We start from the raw sequence: 19,743 nt of genomic DNA, 5'->3' as shown, positions 1-19,743 counted from the left end.
TTACAGGAACGTTCGGCTATAGTCGCCATCTGCCTTCGAGAAGGAGAGGTGTCACGAACGCGACGCCCTCGACTCGATTGCTTTCCCAGAATCCCCCCCTGGGCGGATCCACAACTCGGCTGCCACCAGCCCTCCTGCCTCGAGACGGTGAAAACCGTTCTCCGCGAGAGAACCCAGTCGAAAACTGTCGATCCGAGACTTAGTGTCGAGCAAAACCGCCCCAATTCTTTAGGGCGTTTGGAAGGGAACAAGCGTCATGGCCCCTGTGACGGTCCTTGACCGGATCAATCGGGACGTCCGGATCGATGCCGGTGATGCAAAACACCCGTGTTTCCGGGACTTTAGACACCAAAGGCACGGATTCTGTTGCACCGAAACAGACGATTTGCGAAGAAAAAAAACTTTTTATAAAGTTCATTTTCGCTCCCAATCGGTCTAGACAGCATGCCAATCGACGAGTCATCTGGCCGCAAAATCAGTCGCACCTTCACGCCTCACCGCCACCACTGCAACCAACATGCAAGACAACGCTCGCGCCTTCTTTGAACAAGCCATCGCCACGCCCAGTCCCTCGGGATATGAAGAGCGGATCCAGAAACTGATTCGAGATTACATCACGCCCCATGCCGACTGCGTGCGCATCGATGTGCACGGCAACTTGATCGCCGAAGTCGGCAACGGTGACGGACCGCGTTTGATGCTGGCCGGACACTGCGATCAAATCGGGATGTTGGTTTCCCACATCGATGAAAACGGTTTTGTGTACGCGCAAACCATTGGCGGTTGGGATCCCCAACAATTGATCGGGCAAGCCATGTCGATCTGGACCGACTCTGGTGAAGTCCCCGCGGTCATCAGCCGCAAACCCATTCACCTGCTCAACAACGACGAACGCAAAAAGGTTGTCGGACTGGACGAAATGTGGTTGGACGTCGGTGCCAACAACGACAAACAGGCGCGCGAGCAGATACGCATCGGCGACCCGATCACGTTGGACCTGCAGCTGCGCCCGTTGATGAACTCACTCGTCAGCGGTCCCGGGATGGATAACAAGACCGGGATGTGGACGGTGATCGAAGCGTTGCGACGCGCGAACGAACTGGCCGGCGCCGGCGGGATCGGCTGCCACCTGCACAGCGTCTCCACCGTTCAAGAAGAAATCGGACTGCGTGGCGCCAAAACCGCCGCCGGTGGAATCGATCCCGACGTCGCCATCGCCGTCGATGTGACCCACGCCTCGGACTGCCCCACCATCGACAAAAACAAACAAGGCGACATTCGCCTCGGCGGCGGACCGGTGATCTTTCGCGGACCCAACATCAACCCCAAAGTCGCCACGCGGCTGATCGAACTGGCCGAAGCCCACAACATCCCCTACCAACTGGCCGCCATCGGACGGGCGACCCCCAACGATGCCAACGTCTTGCAACTCCACGGTGCCGGCGTTGCCACCGGGCTGGTGGCGATCCCCAATCGCTACATGCACTCTGCCGTCGAAGCGATTTCGCTGGACGACATCGATCACGTCGCGCAACTTCTCGCCCACTTCGCCGCGGCGCTTCAGTCTGACGATGACTTTACGCCAGGAACTTGAAACTTGAAACCTATTCAACCCGGCGTAGCCGTTCCAGCGGGACGTAGTAGCGTGAGTAGCGTTTTCCGTCGCTGAACTTTTGCCCGGCGGGGTTGGGGACCAGCACGGTCGCCCGGCGGGTGATGCGGTTGATGCGGCCTTGCATGCGGTGCCCTTCGTGATGGAACACCACGTCGTCGCCGACGCGGATGTTGAAGCGGACCGCGGCGCGTTCACGCTGGGTGATCAAGTTGTGTTGATAGTCGGTGTGGCCGAAGTACCGATGGGCGATCGACTGATAGCGGGCTTCGCTGCAATTGCCGTCATTCCAAATCAGCATCTCGATCAGATGCACAAATTCGTGTTCGGCGATCCGTTGCATCGCCTCCAGGCGGTCATGGCAAACACACCCGGCCACCTCGATCGGCCGCGAGACGTCTTCAAACGTTTGAAACAGCAGCGTGCTGGACAGGACCAGTTCAAATTGTCGCCGCCCGTCATAATTGCCTTCGGGGTATTGGGTGACCAATTTGCCGCCGACGCTGGTCATTCGGGATGACAATTGAAAGGAGATTCCTTCGGCCGACGCGGCGCTGAGGATTTGGCCGTCGAAGAAGCGGTCGTCGTACAACCGGATCATCCTGGAAACGTCTTCCGGCGAGACCTTTTGGAAATTCGGCCCGTCGATACAGCGACTGGTCAACAGCATCTGCTCATAGATCTGTCGTCGCCATTGATCACGCTGCGATGCGGGAAACGTTCGAATCGCGACTTCGCCGGCCAGTCGCCCCAAAACCTCGGGATCACGCGGCGAAGGCCCTGCCGGGTGCACGCTTGGCGTCACCGCCCGCGTCTTGCCGGTTCGGTGGCGTATTTTTTTCCTGGTGTTGGTCTGCCGATGCGTCATCCTGAAGCTCACGGTGGAAGGCAACGCTGTGAAGCATTTCTTAGCGGTATTGGGCTTGCGCCCTTCCGCTCAAACCTCGTCAAACACAGCGGATAAATGCTTCGCAGCGTTAGGTGCGAGGGTTGCGAGCATTCTAGCCGATCAAGCCGGTTGAGTTGTAGCTCAGCTGGTCATCGATCGAGAGCAGTCGGGGGTGATTATCCCCACATGATCTCCGCCGCATTCAAACCCGCTCGCAGCTCGACCCTTGGTTCAGCATCGCAACGCCCTGATGCGGCATCCGTCCAATCGTTGTCAACGTCCGCCAACACATCGTCGATGGCCTGTGATGACATCGATTCGGCAAAGCCGACTTTCTTGGTGCGAGACCCTTCGACGGGCGAGGGGATGACGCCCTCCTCCGTTCGCTCTGCCACTTTCGGTGTGTGCGGGGCGATCGCGTCCGTTGGGGTGGGCAGGATGATTCCTCGCGCGGCGCGAACTTGGGTCGAAGAGGTGGACGAGGTTGCCAAGTCCGAACCGGTGATGCCTCCGGCCGACGTTAGTCCCGCGGCGGCAAAGGCGACCGAATTCAACGTGCTGACCTTGCCGATCGAATCACTCGCCGCGGCTTGTCCGACGGTTCCGCTGGAGAGCAGTTCCCGCAATTGCGAAGACGTGAGTTGCGGGTTGGCCGACAGCGTGAGCGCGGCGACGGCGGCCACGTGCGGACTGGCCATGCTGGTGCCGCTGAGAGACCGATAACCGCCGCCGACATAGGTGCTGTAGACACTCACGCCCGGCGCGTCGACTTGAACCGCCCCGCTGCCGCCCACGTTGTTGCTAAAGCCTGCGATGCGACCGGACGCGTCAAAGGAGCCGACTGAAAGCACGCTGGTCGATTCGGCGCTGTGCCGCGCCGGATAGCTCGGGCTGGCCGCCGACTCGTTTCCTGCAGCAGCCACCACCAGCGCGCCCAAGGACGTGGCGTAGTCGATCGCGCTGGCGATCCGTGAACTGATCCCGCCACCGAGACTGAGGTTGATGATTTGCACGCCTAAATCGGCCGCGTAGCGGATGCCGGCAGCGACGCCACCATCGGTTCCGCTGCCGGAATCGTCGAGCACTCGAACGGGCAGGATCTTGGCATCGGGAGCCACTCCGGTCACGCCGAAACCGTTATCGCCCGCCGCGATCGTGCCGGCCACGTGGGTTCCGTGTCCGTTGCCGTCGTCCGCAATCGCATCACCGGAGACGAAGTCGTAACCCGAAACGTCATCGACGTATCCATTGCGATCATCGTCGATCCCGTTGCCCGCGATCTCGCCGGGATTGACGTACAGGGCGCCGGCCAAGTCGGGGTGATCCAAATCCACTCCGGTGTCAATCACGGCAACCGTCACGCCTTGTCCACGGTAGCCGGCCGCCCACGCTTCCGGTGCCGCGACGGCATTCAGATTCCATTCCCGGCTGCCGCCGTAATAGGCCACTTCCGCCAGCGGCGTCACCGTGGTCGGCTCAGGCGGCGGTGACGGCTGGGGTACCGGCGTCGGTGCCGCCGGGGGACTCGCCGTCGGTTGCGATGGCGATGTCTGAACGTCCAAGGTTAGTCGATAGGAAATGCTTCGATAATCGACCGAGGAAATTGCGAGGTAGTACTCGCCGTCGGGCAGCGACCCCGAAAGCGATTCGCTGCGATTGGACGAACGCGTCGAAGAACCGATTAGGTTGCCGTTGCGATCGAGAACATAGAGATTCGCGTCGCGATTGAGTTGATCCAACGTGATCCGCACCTTGGCATCGGCGGCGATTTCGAAACGAACCACATCGATCCGGTCGAACCAACTGAGCCGTCCGGCACGCTGCAGTGTTCCATCGACCACGCCAAAGTTGGCCGCCGTTTGCAGAGTATCGCCGGCGGCGTCGGAGGCGCTGACATTGCCAGCAAGGTCTTGAATTTGTTGGGAGACGCTTTCGATTGCTGGGCTGTCATCAATCGGATGCTGTGACAGAGACAGTGAATCGCCGGCAAGCAGTCGACGTGTTTCGAGGGATTCGACCCCGAGCCGTCGGCAACTGGCAAAATGAACACCACCACGAAATCCTTTTCGTCGACGCATCACAGACCCACCACACACTGGCAAGAATTAGAACGGGGAACCCAGCGAGTTCGAGCCGACCGTATCAAAACCGGTGAGCCGGGTCAGGTTCAATTTTGCAACGTGGTTGAAGACGGCAACGTCGATTTTGGGGAGGAGAAATGGTCAAAAAATTTGTTGGTCAAAAAATAAGGCGCCGGACCCGGAGCGTTTTTCAACCACCCCATTTTTTGACCAATCAATTTTTTGACCAATCCATCACGTGCACCCTACCTCCGGATCGACACGGTGTAGCCGCCACGATTGTTGCCCAGATCGCCGAGGTCGTCGTTGATCCGAAACAGCAACCAACAGTGTTCGTCGATGATGATTTCGGTGTCGGATTCCACGCTGCGGATCAGCAGTGGTTCGAGTTGTCGTTGCTCGTCGGTCTTGTTGGGCAAGACACACACCAGCAGCTGCCCGAGCGGTCGATCATTGGCGTAGTGAATCGTGACCCCGGGAGGCTCGCTGATCCAGGGTTTCGGATCGTCGTCCAGGCTGCATCGTCCGCGCGGGGAGACGTTGACGCGCATGCCGGGGGCGAATCGAACACCGACGCTCTGCCAGCCACGATCAGCCTGGATCGTCGTTTCGATCGGGTTGCCGCGCCAAAGTTTGTCGCGGATCGCCAAGTCGATTCGCTCGCGCGACCAATCAAATCCATAGTCGATGGTGTTGGTCAGCATCCGCCAGCGGGCTTGCACGATCGGCCACTGTTGACTCAATCGCCGTTTGAACGCAGTCGAAAACGCGACGGTTCTCAGACTGCCATTTTTGGCTTCGGCCAAGACGGCCGGTCGATACTCGGGGTACTCGGTGAGCAGCATCGCCGCGACCCAGCTCCAACCGTACGATTCGACGTCGCTTTTCAGATCGGGCGGGTACTGGAGCACGGCATCGAGCGTCGGGATCCGCTGCTCATCGCGACGTTGAGAGAGAAGTTTGAAACGTCCCCAGTAGGGAACCAGTTGCGTTGATTCCGGCACCACGTTGACTTCGACCTGACGGCCCGTGCCGCGGTGAACGCTCAGCATTTCCGCCAGCCCTTCGGCGAACCATGACGGTCCCGTGCCGCCGAACAGTTCGATCGCCAATGCATGCACGCCCTCGTGCAACAACAAATGCCGGGTGTAGTAGTCGCTTTTTTGGCGGATCACCCAGATGTTCGAATCGATGGCATAGCCAAACGGAAAACTCAAATCCGGCGGTAGATCTCCGCTGTCACGAAACCGCTGGGGATCGGCCATCACAAACGCGTCGACCCGCCATCGATCCAACGTCCCAGGCGGCAGTTGCCAAAACCGTTCCCACTGGGGCACCGCGGCGTCATAGGATTCGGCCAACTCGACCAGCGATTCCCGTGACCCCGAATCGGATTTCAGGACAATGTGCTTTCCCTCAACCACTTGCATTGGGGGTGGCGTTTGCGCCGATGCGACCGTAGCACTCTGCGCCGCGATGCCGATCATGGCGATCAGTGTTAGAATGCCGCTCCGGCAACGGGCACGCATTTGCATGGCAAGCTTGCGCGGCAACACACCAACAGGTGCCGGGTCGGAGCACCCTTCGACGTGGACCAAACGATCTTCAAAAAATGAAACCATTGCACCATTCTAACCTGCCGGTCGCGAAACGACGATTCACCTTCGCTCGGTCGCGGTTGTGGCTGCTGAATTGGCCGCTGCTGATCTGCCCACTTGTGTTTTCGACTGCGGCATGTGTTCCGAAGGCGGAGCGGGACGTGGTGGTCTACTCGGCGCTCGACGAGCAGTTTGCGACACCGATTTTTGCCGCTTATGAACGAAGTGTGGACTACGAGACCGGGATCGTCGGCAAATTTGATGTCGAATCGACGAAAACCGTCGGCCTGGTCAATCAAATTCTCGCTGAACAGAATTCGCCGGTTTGTGACGTGTTCTGGAACAACGAGATCATGCACACCGTTCGATTGCAAAAGCTCGGTCTGTTGAAACCGCGGACGTGGGCCGTTGCCCCGGGTTGGCCCAGCGACATGATCGCCAGCGACGGTACGTGGTGTGGATTTGCTGCCCGGGCGCGCGTGTTGCTGATCAACACCGACAAGATTCCTTCCAAAGGCGACTACCCGAGCAGTGTGGCCGATCTGATCGATCCGAAATGGAAACACAACTGCGCGATGGCTCGACCGTTGTTCGGCACCACGGCGACGCATTTTGCGGTGCTCCGTGTCCGCGACGGTCATGATGAAACGCTTGAGTTCTTGAAACAGATTCACGACAACGCGGTGGTGTTGTCGGGCAACAAGCAAGTCGCCTTGGCGGTCTCGTCGGGCGAAGTCGCCTGGGGGCTGACCGACACCGACGACGCGATCATCGAGAAAGATCAATTGCGAAACGTCGCGATCGTGTTCCCCGATCAGCAATCCGATCAACCGGGAACCCTACGCATTCCCAACACGTTGGCGATCTTGAAGGACGCTCCCCATCCCGTCGCCGCGGAATCGCTTGCCGACTACCTGGTTTCTGCTCAAACCGAAGACCGGTTGGCGATGGGGGACAGCAGCCAATTGCCGATCAGCCGTGACAGCGAGTACCGGCCGCGTGTGATGCCGAAAGAACCGGTGCGCTGGATGAAAGTCGATTTCGAAGCCGCCGCGGAGGGCTGGACCGAGTGGGCCGAAGAAGTGATGGCGGTATTCCCGGATTGACAATCTGATGCAGGACGAAGCAGAATCCAATGCTCGGTTCGCCAACGGCGATCCACAACATAGCCTGGGGTGAGACCGGATGAGCCCCAGCGAATCCGGGCGTAACCCCAGGTCTGCTTTTGGGGCAAACGCTACGGAATGATTTCCGCCGGCATACCCTACTGATTCAACGCCATCTGCACGACGTTGGTGACGATCTTGGCGGCGTCTTCGGTTCCGTAACCGGGGCATTGGACGGAGTTTTGACTTTCGAGCGCACAGCTGATGTCCAGCGGCGAAAACACCACCGCGACCACCTCATCGACTTCGGCGTATTCCAGGATGGGTGGTGAGGTTTGCCGACGGATTTGTTGGCCGCCGGCTCCGCGACCGATCCGCCGGATGGTGACCGACCGCAAATCGTAACCGAAGTACTGCGGGGTCAGCATGGGATGGTCCGAAGGCATCGATTGCAGCGAGTTCTGGCCCAGCACCGCGGCCAACTCACGACGAAACGCTTGGGCGAATGCTTCGTCGCCACAGATCGCGGTGCCCAAAATCACGCCGCCGTGTTCGATGAATTGGCGCAGCGCGTCACGCTGCTCGGCGGACAGCACAAAGTCGCGTCGACCGTGGACCCACAGCACCGACACTTCGGCCAAGGCTTGCTCGTCAAACCGGACCGGGTCTTCGGGCACGCTGATCGCAACCTGCGTTTGATTGCGGATGATGGTCGATGCGTTGGGCAGCGCGCGCCGCGCGTCTTCGCCGCCGGCGCCGACGTCCAGCCGAGCGATGCGCGTCGTGCCCCGCTCGGTCAATTCCATCGCGTCGGCCTGCAGCACGATCTGGGCGTCCAGCTTGTCTTTCAATTCACGCCCGGTCGCATAGGCGATGATGTTTTGTCCGATACGGATGGAGTGATCGATTTGGCGTCGAACCGGATCGTCGGTTTCACCACGTTGAAACAGCCGGTCGCCTAATTCCCAACGACAGGTCAGGCTTTGCGGAACATAAAAGACGGCGGTACGACAGCAGGCTTGGACGCCATAGACCCAAAACCCGTTGGGCATCGCGGTGATATCGACATTGCGTTCGGCGTTCCACACCGGATGTGATGTCGGCAAGCGTTCCAGCGGGGCATTGGGGTACCACTGGGCGCAGAGGTTGGCGACGCTGTTTTGAAAATTCGCCGCGTTACCACAGCCGCTGTCGCCGCTGGCGTCAAACACAATCGTGCCGCCCTGGTCCACGTAATCCTTCAGCAGCTCGCTTTTCTCCGCACTCAACGACAGCGTTTCTTTGCCGCTGATGACCAACACCGGTGTTTGCAACAAGTCGATCAAGCCGGCGTTTTCCAGCTGGACGGTTTGCCAAGTCAGGTCGCGCCCCCAAGCCCGTTCGACATGCCGCACCAGTTGCCGCAACGCGTCCGGGTGGGGTTGCCATTCCCGTTGGTCCGTCTTGTCGCGTTCCAGTTGCCCGACGACGACCTGGCGTTTGCCTTTGGACAGAAACAACAACGCGAACGACGTGGCGACGGTGGGGCGTTCCCATTGTCCGCCTTCCCAAAACCCTTGAAAACCGTCCTGCTGGCGGATCAGTCGTTCGGCGCCTTCGCGATACCAATCGTGACCGCCAAAGAAGCGGCGTCCGGAAAGTCGCCCCGTCCGCTCGATGGCATACAGATAGTAGTAATAGGTGTCGGCGCTGCCGCCGGGATTGACTTCGGCGCTGAATCGTTTGCCCAGCCAATCGAGGCCGCGCGCGATCGGATCTTGTTTCGTGGAATCACCTCCGCAGCATTCGATGCTGCCGTCCTTGACCGATGAACTGGCGTTGCCCAGGCGGCCGTTGGCGATGATCAGCGACGCGATCCCGGCACAGGTCATGCTTCCGGTCGGTGCACCGCCGGTGTAGCTCCATCCGCCGTTGGGATTCTGCTGCAATTCCCAATAGTCGATCGCTTGTTCAAACACCTCCGGCTTGACCGCCACGCCACGGTCTTGGGCCGCCCCAAGAGCGAGGAGTGCGAACTGCGCGTTCGAGGGGTCGCCGCCGAATTGTCGTTTACCGCCGTAGCTCCACGCCCCCGTGGCGGTCTGAGCCTCGGTCAACCAAGTCACGTTGTTGCGAATACGCGGTAGATCGCTGGCCGATCCGTGCTGACAAAACACCAGCGTTTGCAGCGCGACCGAGTACGTGCTCTCGGCAACCGTGGCCCGCAGATACGTCATCGCATTCTTGATCGCGGGATCATCACGCGAGACCCCGGCATTGAGCAATGCCAGGGTGCACAGCGAAGAAAGGCCGCACGACTGGCCCTGAAACTCATCCCAACCGCCGCGATCGTTCTGGGCGCTGCGAAGATAGGTAACGCCGCGATCGATCGCGCGATTCACCGCCGCAGCATCCACCTCGGCGTGGACTTTGGAAGGAACGGCGGCCGACGCGACCACGAGCGACAAAAACAGAGTGATGCAGCGTAACAATTGGTGGTCCCCCCCCTTACCAGTAACCCAGGTCTGCATCTTACACTGATTGGTCGGTGCGAGCGATGGTCATGCCCGTACGCTGTCGCAGTCCGGCTGATATCATTTGGAACCTCGGCGGTTTGCCACGGGCTGATTGCGGCAGAGCATGTCCGCAGCGGCAGTGCCCGTCCGTTATTTTACGGACTTGGGATTACGCCGCGGGACTGATATCGTTCGACTGATCCGGTAGAAACTGCCCTTCGTTGGCGCTTTTCAGCTTTCGGTCCGTGCCGAGACATTCTTCCCAATCACATTGCAAGGTAGCTGCCCTATCGTGAGCGCCCCGACTCCACCCCATCCGCCGGCCGGCAAACCTGGCGGCCAGCCCGGACGCAACCTCGGCGACGTCCTGCGTGAGTTTTCCGACCATCAAGCGACGATCCGCAGCGAACTTTCCAAAGTCATCGTCGGACAATCCGAAACCATCGAACAATTGTTGGCCGCGATCTACACCCGCGGCCACTGCTTGCTCGAAGGCGTGCCGGGATTGGCCAAGACCCTGATCGTCAGCACGCTGGCCAGCATTCTGGATGTGTCGTTTAAACGGATTCAGTTCACACCCGACCTGATGCCCTCGGACATCACCGGGACACAAGTCCTGGAAGAAGACGAACACGGTAAACGCAGTTTCCGTTTTGTCGAAGGCCCGATCTTTGCCAACATCTTGCTGGCCGACGAGATCAACCGCACCCCGCCCAAGACCCAGGCCGCATTGCTCGAAGCGATGCAGGAACGCCAGGTCACCGTGGGGCGCGAAACCTTTGCCCTGCCCAAACCGTTCTTCACCATCGCCACCCAAAACCCGATCGAGCAGGAGGGCACCTATCCGCTGCCCGAAGCCCAACTCGACCGGTTCATGTTCAACATCAAACTGGACTATCCCTCGGCGGCTGAAGAAGAACAAATTCTGACGACGACGACCCGCGGCGAAACCGCGACGGTCAACAAGGTCTTGTCCGCACGAGCGATCTTGAATGTCCAACAACTCGTCACCAGCGTGGCGGTCAACCCGTTCGTGATCAAGTATGTCGCCAGCATCGTCCGCGCGACTCGGCCGTCGGACGAAACGTCACCCGACTACATTCGCGAGTTGGTCGATTTCGGCGCGGGACCTCGAGCCGGCCAAAACTTGATCGCCGGCGCCAAAGCAATGGCGGCGATGGAAGGCCGGTTCAGTGTCGACGTCGATGACGTCCGGCGGATTGCGCTGCCGGTTCTGCGGCACCGAATCGGGACCAATTTCCAAGCGACTGCCGAAGGGATGGACAGCGACTCGCTCGTGACGCGATTGCTCGATGACATCCGACCGCCGCAACCCGAAAAGCTGGCCAAATGAGCTCCCTGCTCTCGCCCGAAGCGTTGCAGAGTATCAAACGGCTGGACTTGCGCGCCCGGATGGTCGTGCGGGGGTTCTTGCAAGGCTTGCACAGCAGCCCCTTTCACGGCTTCTCGGTCCAGTTCAGCGAACACCGACGCTACAACCGCGGCGACGATCCCAAGCTGATTGATTGGTTGGTCTACGCCAAGACCGACAAGTATTTTGTCAAACGCTTTGAATCGGAAACCAACCTGATCGGGTACCTGGTCATCGACCTGTCCAAGTCGATGGGGTTTACCGAAAACCAGTCGATGACGAAATTCGAGTACGTGACGTGTTTAGCCGCCGCGCTGACGTACTTGATGATCATGCAGCAAGACCCCGTCGGGCTGATCACGTTTGACGAGAAAGTCCACGCCTCGCTGCCGGCGCGTTCCCGCCGCGGACACATGGGCGACGTCATCGCCAGACTCTCGAACCTAAAGCCCGCCGGCGCGACCGACGTCCCGGCATCGTTGACACAAGTCGCCGCGATGTTGAAACAACACTCGCTGGTGATGCTGTTCAGTGATTTGTGGCCCAGTGAAGATGACGAAAAAACGTGGCAAGAACAAATCGCAGAAGTCGTCTCGGCATTGGCGCGACTGCGGCACGCCGGACACGACGTCATCGTCTTTCACATCCTGGACGCGGCCGAAGTTGAATTCCCTTATGATGGTCCGGTGCAGTTCACCGATTCGGAATCCGGCCAATCGGTGTCCGTTGATGCGACCGGGTTCCGTGAAGACTATCTGGCGGCGCTGGCCGAGTTTCGCGACGCCTACCGCGACGGCTGCAATCAACTGCAAATCGATTACGTCCCGCTGGATACCAGCATGCCGTTTGACACCGCGTTGACCGAGTATCTGACGCAGCGGCAGAGCCGGTTTTAGCTGGCTGAGACGCGGAGGGAGTGGCAAAACGATGGTGGCAAAACGATGGGGGCAAAACGATGGGGGGGGATTTGGCAGAATGATACGGGGCAGAATGATGTGGAGAGATGAGTGGGGGCGAGGATGCTAAAGGAGACAGATTGTTTTGCCCCCATCGTTTTGCCAGCTCTTCTGTCCCCTGCGTGCCCAGACACCCCTCGGGTTTGGCGGAACCCTCGTTGACGAAGTAGGATGTGTCCGCGCCGACGCGCCAGATCAACCTTATCCGCTCATTCTGCCTCTTCATCATTCTGCCCCGTCTCATTCTGCCATCCAACATGAACGCATTCACCACGCTCGGTCGAGCCTTCGCGATCGCCGCACTGCTGTTGGTCGGAGTTGCGAATCGATCGCAAGCCGCCGAGCCGCCCAATGTTCTGTTTATCGCGGTCGATGACTTGGCGTCGACGCTGGGGTGTTATGGCGATCCGTTCGCCAAGACGCCGAATATCGACCGGCTGGCCGCATCGGGCGTGTGCTTTTTAAACGCCTACAACCAGTTGCCGCTGTGCAATCCGACGCGGGCGTCGATCATGACCGGGCGGCGACCCGATGAAATCGGCGTTTACGATTTGGACCGCCACTTCCGTGACCAATTGCCCGATGTGGTGACGTTGCCCCAAGCCTTTCAGAAGCGAAATTACTTGGCCGCACGCGTCGGCAAAATTTATCATTACAACGTCCCCGCATCGATCGGCACCGACGGCTTCGATGATCCGCCGTCCTGGAACCTGACCGTCAATCCCAAAGGCCGCGACAAGACCGATGAAGCGTTGATCATTAACGCCGAACCGCACCGAAAGATCAGCGCGGCGCTCTCATGGCTTGCCGCCGACGGCCGCGATGAAGAGCAAACCGACGGCATGATCGCCAGCGAAGCGATTCGATTGATGGAGGCCAACCGCGACAAGCCGTTCTTTCTGGGCGTCGGCTTCTTTCGGCCCCACACACCCTACGTCGCGCCGAAAAAATACTTTGACATGTATCCGCTCGACACGGTGTCGCTGCCGTATGCACCTCCGGGTGATCGCGACGACATCCCGACCGCTGCCTTCGCCCACAATTGCCCGATCCCCAACTACAACCTTGATCCCCTGACGCTCCGCAAAGCCACCCAGGCGTATTATGCGTGCGTTTCGTTTGTCGACGCGCAAGTGGGGCGGCTGCTCGATGCGGTCGAGCGATTGGGATTGGCCGAGAACACGATCGTGGTGTTTTGGAGCGACCACGGGTATCACCTCGGCGAGCATGACGGGATCTGGCAAAAGCGAACCTTGTTCGAACAATCGGCCCGGTCACCGCTGATCATTCGTGTTCCCGGAGCTGCGGGCAATGGCCAGCCGTGCCGACGCATTATCGAGTTTGTGGATATCTACCCGACGGTTGTCTCGGCCGCGGGAATCGAGGCGCCGCCGAAACTGGCCGGCCGAGATCTGGCCACGTTGCTGGACGATCCGCTGGCGACATGGAACGGCCAAGCGATCACTCAAGTCTTGCGCCCTGCCGATGATCGGTTGGCCACACAAGTGATGGGGTGCAGCATTCGCACCAGCCGCTATCGCTACACCGAATGGGCCGAAGGTGCCGCCGGCGTCGAACTCTACGATCATCGCGCCGACCCGTTGGAGTTCGAGAACTTGGCCATCGAGCCCGATGCAAGGCACCGAGCGGTGATCGAGAGGTTGCGAGCGGAGTTGCGGATGAAGGCCAGCGGCAAAATCCCCAGCGTCCCCGTCAATCCCACCAGACTCTAAGGAGTGGCGTAAGCTTCCAGCTTGCGATCTGATCAGCTGGAAGCTGATCCCACCTGACCGCGCGTCAGCGCGGCATCTGCGGATTGAAGACGTTCGTCGGCTTGGTCGTGATCGGGGCAACGGGGCTAGCCCCGTTGCTGCGTGAGTCGAGCCGAAGTCCACCGGTGGGTTTGGCCGGCTTGCCCGCGGGGAAGACGACGTCATGAAGGCTGCCCAAAATCACCACGCGAGTCATCTCCGCGGTGCTGCGCACGTTCAGCTGACGGTACGCTTTTTGTCGCTCACGCTCGATCGTCTTGACCGACACCTTCAGCTTCGTCGCGATCTGTTTGTTCGGAGCGCCTTCGACGACATAGTCGACGATTTGTCGCTGACGATCCGGCAATCCTTGATACAGCCGATGGCATCGCAAGACGTCGAACTGATGCTCGACGAGCGTGCTGAGTCCGATCGCGTGCTGGATCGTTTCGATGATCTCGGGCAGTTCCATCGAGTTGATCGCTACGACGTGCGCGATCCGCGCGACGGCTTCCGAGGCCGCCATGCCGCTCGATTCATCCAAGACCAAGACGACCGGCGCGACCACGTTCTTTTCGAACAACAACTGCTCGATGCTGGTCCATTGTTGAATGCGCGGGTCGTAGTCCAACAGCACGCAAGCGACATCGCTATCGGCGGCGGCCTGATTGATCAGTGAGGTGATCGAAGAGGAGGTTTGGAAACGACAGTTCTCTGCTTGAGCCGCCTGTCCGACCTTCGAGAGCCAGCCGGCGTCCTTGCTGGCCGCGTAGACGGCCGGGCGGGGAGCGGGGGGCAGACCCAACGGGGTTTCGTGTTGGTTCATCATCAATTCGCCTTCGTGCGTTGGCGTCGGTGGTGGCGGCGGAAAACATTCACAACCGCGTAAGGAATTTGCTCATCACCAGTTGCATCGGCTGGTATGAGCGTTCGCCCTCACCCACCGCGAGGGCGTGTCATACGCGGGTGTTATTTGGCACACGCGCACATCACGCAGTGTCAAACACGCATGCGTGATCCACGCATGTGGGTCGCCGCAAACAGCGCAAAATTCAACTGGCGACGGAGCGGTCGGTCTGCATTGCGAGCACTGAGATGCGAGTCCTGAGCCCCCCCGTTTTCTGCCGTCCCCTCACCTGGAACCCATGACGTCAATGCGACACACTGTGTCGCGTGGTTTTTATTTCCAACGCGTTGCGGGTGACCGATGGCTACGTTTCGAACGGTGGTGGTAGGGACCGGCTTCATCGGGCCGGTTCATGTGGAAGCGTTGCGCCGCGCCGGGGTGCAGGTTGACGGCATCGTGGGGTCGACGCCGGCAAAATCACGGGCGGCGTGCGAGCGTCTGGGGCTGCCGACGGAGTTCGGCACGTTTGAAGAGGCGTTGGCTGATCCGTCGATCGATTGCATCCATCTGGCGACGCCCAATCGGTTGCACTTCGATCAAGCCAAAGCGGTGTTGCGGGCGGGCAAGCATGTCGTCTGTGAAAAGCCACTGGCGATGAACTCGACCGAGTCTGGCGAACTGGTGCGCCTGGCCAAACAGAGCGGGCGGGCCGCGGCGGTGGCGTACAACATCCGGTTCTATCCGCTGTGTCACGAAGCGGCCGCGCGGGTCCGCAACGACACGTTGGGAAACCTGTTGCACGTCACCGGTTCCTACGTCCAGGACTGGCTGCTCAAGGAAACCGATTTCAACTGGCGCGTGCTGGCTGCCGACGGCGGGGAATTGAGAGCCGTCGCGGACATCGGCACGCACTGGCTGGACTTGATCCAGTTCATCACCGGCCGGCACATCACATCCGTCTGCGCCGATCTTCGAACGGTCCACCCGACGCGGCAGCGGCCCACCGGCTCAGTGGAGACCTATTCCGGTGGCGCGAACAGCGACGATGGACCAACTGCGGCGGCAAGCGAACCGGTGGAGATCGCGACGGAAGATTGCGGCGCGATTCTGTTGCGGTTCGCCGGCGGGGCAAACGGGTGCCTGTGGGTCTCACAAACGACGGCCGGCAAAAAGAATTGCCTCCGCTACGAACTGGCCGGGGCCAAACAGTCCTTGGCCTGGAACAGCGAGTCGCCTAATCGGTTGGAGATCGGAAGCCGAGATCAGCCCAATGAATGCATGGTTCGCGACCCCGCACTGATGGATGCTTCGGCCGCGGCGATCTCAAGTTATCCCGGCGGTCACAACGAAGGATTTCCCGATACCTTTAAGCAGTTGTTTCGTTGCTTCTACGGTTCGATCGCCAAAGGTGAGGTGTCCGGGCCGGCGCCGTACCCGACATTCCAGGAGGGGCACCGCGAAATCCTGCTCTGCGAAGCGATTCTGAAGAGCCATCGCGAGCAGCGATGGGTCGATGTCGCAGGCGAAGATGGAGCAGGATAGGTGGTCGTGAGAGAGGTCTTGGAGCCTGTCGGCTCGGTGTCGACAGGCTGGAAGCCTCGCTCACTTTGGTTTCGCTCGTTGCTACGCCGAGACGACGTTGATGCGACGACCTTTCTGGTCGAATTCGACCTTTCCGTCGACCAGAGCGAACAGGGTGTAATCGTTACCCTGGCCGACTCCGCGACCGGCACGCCAGCGGGTGCCGCACTGACGGATCAGGATGTTGCCTGCGTTGACTGCTTCGCCGCCGAATTTTTTGACGCCACGACGTTGCGCGTTGGAATCACGGCCGTTGCGGCTGGATCCCTGACCTTTCTTATGTGCCATCTGATTGACCTGAATCGTTGAGTTTTTTGGGGGTCCAGGAGAATATCGACAGTTCCCCGGGACTTCAACCCGTTTCCGGGGGCAGAATGGCGCAGATTTCGCCGATGGAGCGTCTATAGCACCCCGCCCGAGGGGAGGTTTGTCTCACGTGCGGATCTGGCCATCGCCCTTGACGATGTACTTGTAAGTCGTCAACTCGCGCAATCCGCACGGTCCACGGGCGTGGAATTTGTCGGTAGAGATTCCGATCTCCGCCCCCAACCCGAACACGCCGCCGTCGTTGAAACGCGTGCTCGCGTTGACCATCACGGCGGAACTGTCCACGCCTGCGGTGAACGCCTCGGCCGCCGCCAGGTCGCGGGTCACGATGGCATCGGTGTGATGGGAGCCGTACCGATTGATGTGCCCGATCGCCTGGTCGATGGATTTGACGACGGCAACGCTGATGATCGGCCCCAGGTACTCCGTCCCCCAGTCGGCTTCGGTGGCGGGCACGCTGTCGGGGATCAATGCCGCGGCCGCCTGATCGGCGCGAATTTCCACCGATTCGGTTTGCAGACGTTTTGCAATGACCGGCAGTGCCGAGGGGGCAATCGACTCGTGGATCAGCAGCGACTCGCAGGCGTTGCAGACACCCATCCGTTGGCATTTGGCGTTGTGAACGATGTTGCTGGCCATGTCGACGTCGGCGGACTGGTCGATGTAAACGTGGCAGTTTCCGTCGAAGTGCTTGATCACGGGCATCGTGGCCTCGGCGGTCACGCGGCGGATCAGCCCCTCGCCACCGCGGGGGATGGCCACATCGATCGAATCATGAAGGGACAGGAATTCGCCGACCGCGGCCCGATCGGTCGTCGAAACCAATTGGACAGCCGCCGCGGGCAAGCCGCAGGTTTCCGCCGTGGCGGTCAGCAGGTCGACGATCGCGCGGCTGCTGTGGATCGCTTCTTTGCCGCCACGCAGGATCACCGCATTGCCGCTCTTGACGCAGATCGCCGCGGCGTCGGCAGTGACGTTGGGCCGGCTTTCGTAGATGAAGAACACCACGCCCAGCGGAACGCGTTTTTTCAGAATCTGCAGCCCTCCGGGGCGGGTGAACCCGTCCAAAACCTCGCCCACCGGATCGGCCAACATGCTGATTTCGCGAAGCGCCGTCGCGATCGCACCGATGCGGTCCGGATTCAGCCTCAATCGATCCACGGCCGCATCGGTCAATCCGTATCCCGGCGCGGCGGCCAGATCCAATTCGTTGGCGGCAATGATCTGGTCGGCCGAATCGACCAAGGCGTCGGCCGATTCGTTCAACCAGCGGTTCTTGATCTCCGCATCCAGGGTGGCCAGTTCCGCGGAGGCTTGTTTGGCGCGTTGCGCAGTGTCGCGGCAGTAAGCGGCGAGGTCGAGAGTTGGCGCGGCCGTGTTCATGGACGTGAAAATGTGATGAAAGTAAGGAATGGATCACGCAGGGGTGCTCGGGACACTATCACCATAGCCAAACTGTGCCGAGAAGGAACCTCCATTGGCCGACACGTCGATTCGTCGCAGGTCGCCACCGCTGTCACTTGGAGTCTTGCTCGTTGACGACTGGCGGCGACACCGATACCGTTTGACCGTGCGGGAGGGGCGGCCCCCTGCCGTGCAATCGACGTCCGCCTTTTCCAACCTGCAACGATTCGGCCGGTATGAAATTCCTCTTCCTTGGAGACATCGTAGGAAAACCCGGCATGAATGCGGTGCTGCAATATACCCAGCGGATCCGCGAAGAGTTGGACCTGGATTACGTGATCGCCAACGCCGAAAATGCTTCGGACGGTTCGGGATTGATGCCGAAACAATTTGAGCGGTTGATCGACAGCGGCATCGACGGGGTCACTCTCGGCGATCATATCTTCCGCCGCAAAGAGATCGTCACCACACTGGAAAAAAGTGATCGCATCGTCAAACCGGCCAATTACCCCGACGAAGCCTCCGGCCGCCGCTGGACACTGATCAAACGAAGCGGACGCCGACCCTTGGCGATCGTCTCCATCATGGGACGCGTTTTCATGCGGCCGGTGGACTGTCCCTTCAAAGCACTCGATGAAGTGCTCGCCGAGATCGAACCGCATACCGATCAAATCTTGGTCGACGTGCACGCCGAAGCCACCAGCGACAAACAGTGCCTCGGCAGATACCTGGACGGAAAAGTCACCGCCGTGCTTGGCACGCACACCCACGTCCCCACCGCGGACACCTGCATCCTGCCCGGCCGAACCGCGTTTCAATGTGATGTCGGGATGTGCGGTCCCTACGAAAGTATCATCGGAAGAGACATCGAACGGGTCACTCACACGACTCGCACCGCTGAGCCCTGTCACTTTCACGTCGCGACCGGTGATGTCCGCCTGTGTGGGGCGATCGTCGAATCCGACGCCGAAGGCCGCGCGGTGAAGATCGAACGATTCGAACAGCGCGTGATCGTCAATTAGAAGGCGCCGATAAAAGGCGCCGAAAAGGGGGCTGGTACCAAAACCCAAATGGCACCCAAGGGTGCTTCGCAATTTTGGCACCTGACCGCGTTTCTGCGGCACGTTCGTTTTCGGGTAGGCGGTCGCCAGTGTGCCGACTACGGAGGACTCGTCGCCTCGTCCACTACTTGGAAACCGGGGACTCGTCGCCTCGTCCACTACTTGGGAATTGAGCTGTGTTTGACTAGTTGTGAACGTCCACGTGGTTGACCACTTGCAACGACCCGGCAACGGGCAGCACCGCCTCTTGGGCCAACTGCTTGTGATAGAAGCTGCGAACCTTGCCGCGAAGCCGCAGCTCATTGGCATCTTCATCCACGCGGAGTGAACGAAGTTCCTGGACCGAGCTCTTCGCGAGAAGCGCTGAAGCCGCTGTGACGATCTCTTGGGCTTGCATCGTTGTCATGAATGAATTCTGTCGTCAGTGGTGATTGGCTGAATAATCAAATATCACACATAGCAAGGAAATTGCCTACAGGAATTTGTTAAAAATCGAACGTTCCAAACATCATCTGACAAGTCGATTTGAGACGAATTGTTACATTCCAAACGCTTGCTCGAACGATCGCAACAGGCTTGACGCGTGCAGGCGATGCCGTCGGTGGCTGCTGACGGACAGTCCGCAAATTGCTAGCAAATACATTCAAGAAAACAATTTCTGAT

At 59.8% G+C, this 19,743-nt stretch carries 15 protein-coding genes; 7 read left to right on the top strand and 8 right to left on the bottom strand.

Features of this window, described 5'->3' with window-relative positions; genetic code table 11:
- Positions 1-517: 517 nt before the first annotated feature.
- Complete coding sequence (locus TBK1r_RS16345) at positions 518-1,594, top strand: M42 family metallopeptidase (protein ID WP_145212706.1); 1,077 nt, start codon at positions 518-520, stop codon at positions 1,592-1,594.
- A gap of 10 nt (positions 1,595-1,604) precedes the next feature.
- Here the strand turns inward: TBK1r_RS16345 and TBK1r_RS16340 are convergent, their stop codons facing one another.
- The 3 genes from TBK1r_RS16340 to TBK1r_RS16330 form a co-directional block, all read right to left on the bottom strand.
- Positions 1,605-2,480 (bottom strand): hypothetical protein, encoded by an 876-nt coding sequence (locus TBK1r_RS16340; RefSeq protein ID WP_145212704.1) that lies wholly within the window; start codon positions 2,478-2,480, stop codon positions 1,605-1,607.
- 197 nt (positions 2,481-2,677) lie between these two features.
- Positions 2,678-4,579 carry a S8 family serine peptidase gene (locus TBK1r_RS16335; protein WP_145212702.1) on the bottom strand — a complete coding sequence of 634 codons (1,902 nt, stop codon included), beginning with the start codon at positions 4,577-4,579 and terminating at the stop codon, positions 2,678-2,680.
- A gap of 248 nt (positions 4,580-4,827) precedes the next feature.
- On the bottom strand, positions 4,828-6,204 hold the full coding sequence (locus TBK1r_RS16330) for a hypothetical protein (protein WP_145212700.1): 1,377 nt from the start codon (positions 6,202-6,204) through the stop codon (positions 4,828-4,830).
- Here TBK1r_RS16330 and TBK1r_RS16325 point away from each other — a divergent pair.
- Positions 6,195-7,286, top strand: coding sequence for an extracellular solute-binding protein (locus TBK1r_RS16325; protein ID WP_145212698.1), 1,092 nt, complete (start codon positions 6,195-6,197; stop codon positions 7,284-7,286). The genes TBK1r_RS16330 and TBK1r_RS16325 overlap by 10 nt on opposite strands.
- 158 nt (positions 7,287-7,444) lie before the next feature.
- Here TBK1r_RS16325 and TBK1r_RS16320 read toward each other — a convergent pair whose 3' ends face one another.
- Positions 7,445-9,757 (bottom strand): DUF4159 domain-containing protein, encoded by a 2,313-nt coding sequence (locus TBK1r_RS16320; RefSeq protein ID WP_372895903.1) that lies wholly within the window; start codon positions 9,755-9,757, stop codon positions 7,445-7,447.
- Between the two features lie 391 nt (positions 9,758-10,148).
- Between TBK1r_RS16320 and TBK1r_RS16315 the strand changes: the two genes are divergently transcribed.
- The 3 genes from TBK1r_RS16315 to TBK1r_RS16305 all read left to right on the top strand — a co-directional run bounded on the left by TBK1r_RS16315 (position 10,149) and on the right by TBK1r_RS16305 (position 13,842).
- Positions 10,149-11,135: an AAA family ATPase gene (locus TBK1r_RS16315; RefSeq protein WP_372895906.1), complete on the top strand. Its 987-nt coding sequence runs from the start codon at positions 10,149-10,151 to the stop codon at positions 11,133-11,135.
- Complete coding sequence (locus TBK1r_RS16310) at positions 11,132-12,049, top strand: DUF58 domain-containing protein (RefSeq protein ID WP_145212693.1); 918 nt, start codon at positions 11,132-11,134, stop codon at positions 12,047-12,049. Before TBK1r_RS16315 ends, TBK1r_RS16310 begins: the two co-directional genes overlap by 4 nt.
- 317 nt (positions 12,050-12,366) lie before the next feature.
- Positions 12,367-13,842 (top strand): sulfatase, encoded by a 1,476-nt coding sequence (locus TBK1r_RS16305; RefSeq protein ID WP_145212691.1) that lies wholly within the window; start codon positions 12,367-12,369, stop codon positions 13,840-13,842.
- Between the two features lie 64 nt (positions 13,843-13,906).
- On the opposite strand, the gene TBK1r_RS16300 is transcribed toward TBK1r_RS16305, so the two are convergent.
- Entirely contained in the window at positions 13,907-14,689 is a 783-nt protein-coding gene (locus TBK1r_RS16300; protein WP_145212688.1) for a LuxR C-terminal-related transcriptional regulator, read from the bottom strand.
- A gap of 378 nt (positions 14,690-15,067) precedes the next feature.
- Here TBK1r_RS16300 and TBK1r_RS16295 point away from each other — a divergent pair, with 378 nt between their 5' ends.
- Positions 15,068-16,249: a Gfo/Idh/MocA family protein gene (locus TBK1r_RS16295; RefSeq protein ID WP_145212685.1), complete on the top strand. Its 1,182-nt coding sequence runs from the start codon at positions 15,068-15,070 to the stop codon at positions 16,247-16,249.
- Positions 16,250-16,330: 81 nt separating this feature from the next.
- Here the strand turns inward: TBK1r_RS16295 and rpmA are convergent, their stop codons facing one another.
- Entirely contained in the window at positions 16,331-16,576 is a 246-nt protein-coding gene (rpmA, locus tag TBK1r_RS16290; RefSeq protein ID WP_095738091.1) for a 50S ribosomal protein L27, read from the bottom strand.
- A gap of 144 nt (positions 16,577-16,720) precedes the next feature.
- Entirely contained in the window at positions 16,721-17,998 is a 1,278-nt protein-coding gene (locus tag TBK1r_RS16285) for a glutamate-5-semialdehyde dehydrogenase (RefSeq protein ID WP_145212682.1), read from the bottom strand.
- Positions 17,999-18,255: 257 nt separating this feature from the next.
- On the opposite strand from TBK1r_RS16285, the gene TBK1r_RS16280 reads away from it, so the two are divergent.
- Positions 18,256-19,041, top strand: coding sequence for a TIGR00282 family metallophosphoesterase (locus TBK1r_RS16280; RefSeq protein WP_145212679.1), 786 nt, complete (start codon positions 18,256-18,258; stop codon positions 19,039-19,041).
- Between the two features lie 223 nt (positions 19,042-19,264).
- On the opposite strand, the gene TBK1r_RS16275 is transcribed toward TBK1r_RS16280, so the two are convergent.
- Complete coding sequence (locus tag TBK1r_RS16275; RefSeq protein WP_145212677.1) at positions 19,265-19,486, bottom strand: BON domain-containing protein; 222 nt, start codon at positions 19,484-19,486, stop codon at positions 19,265-19,267.
- Positions 19,487-19,743 lie beyond the last annotated feature (257 nt).

It is taken from the genome of Stieleria magnilauensis, assembly GCA_007753675.1.
In the GTDB taxonomy this organism is placed as follows: Bacteria; Planctomycetota; Planctomycetia; order Pirellulales; family Pirellulaceae; genus Stieleria; species Stieleria magnilauensis.
The sequence above is the reverse complement of the archived record's forward strand: the minus strand, read 5'-3'. Positions and strand labels throughout refer to the sequence as shown.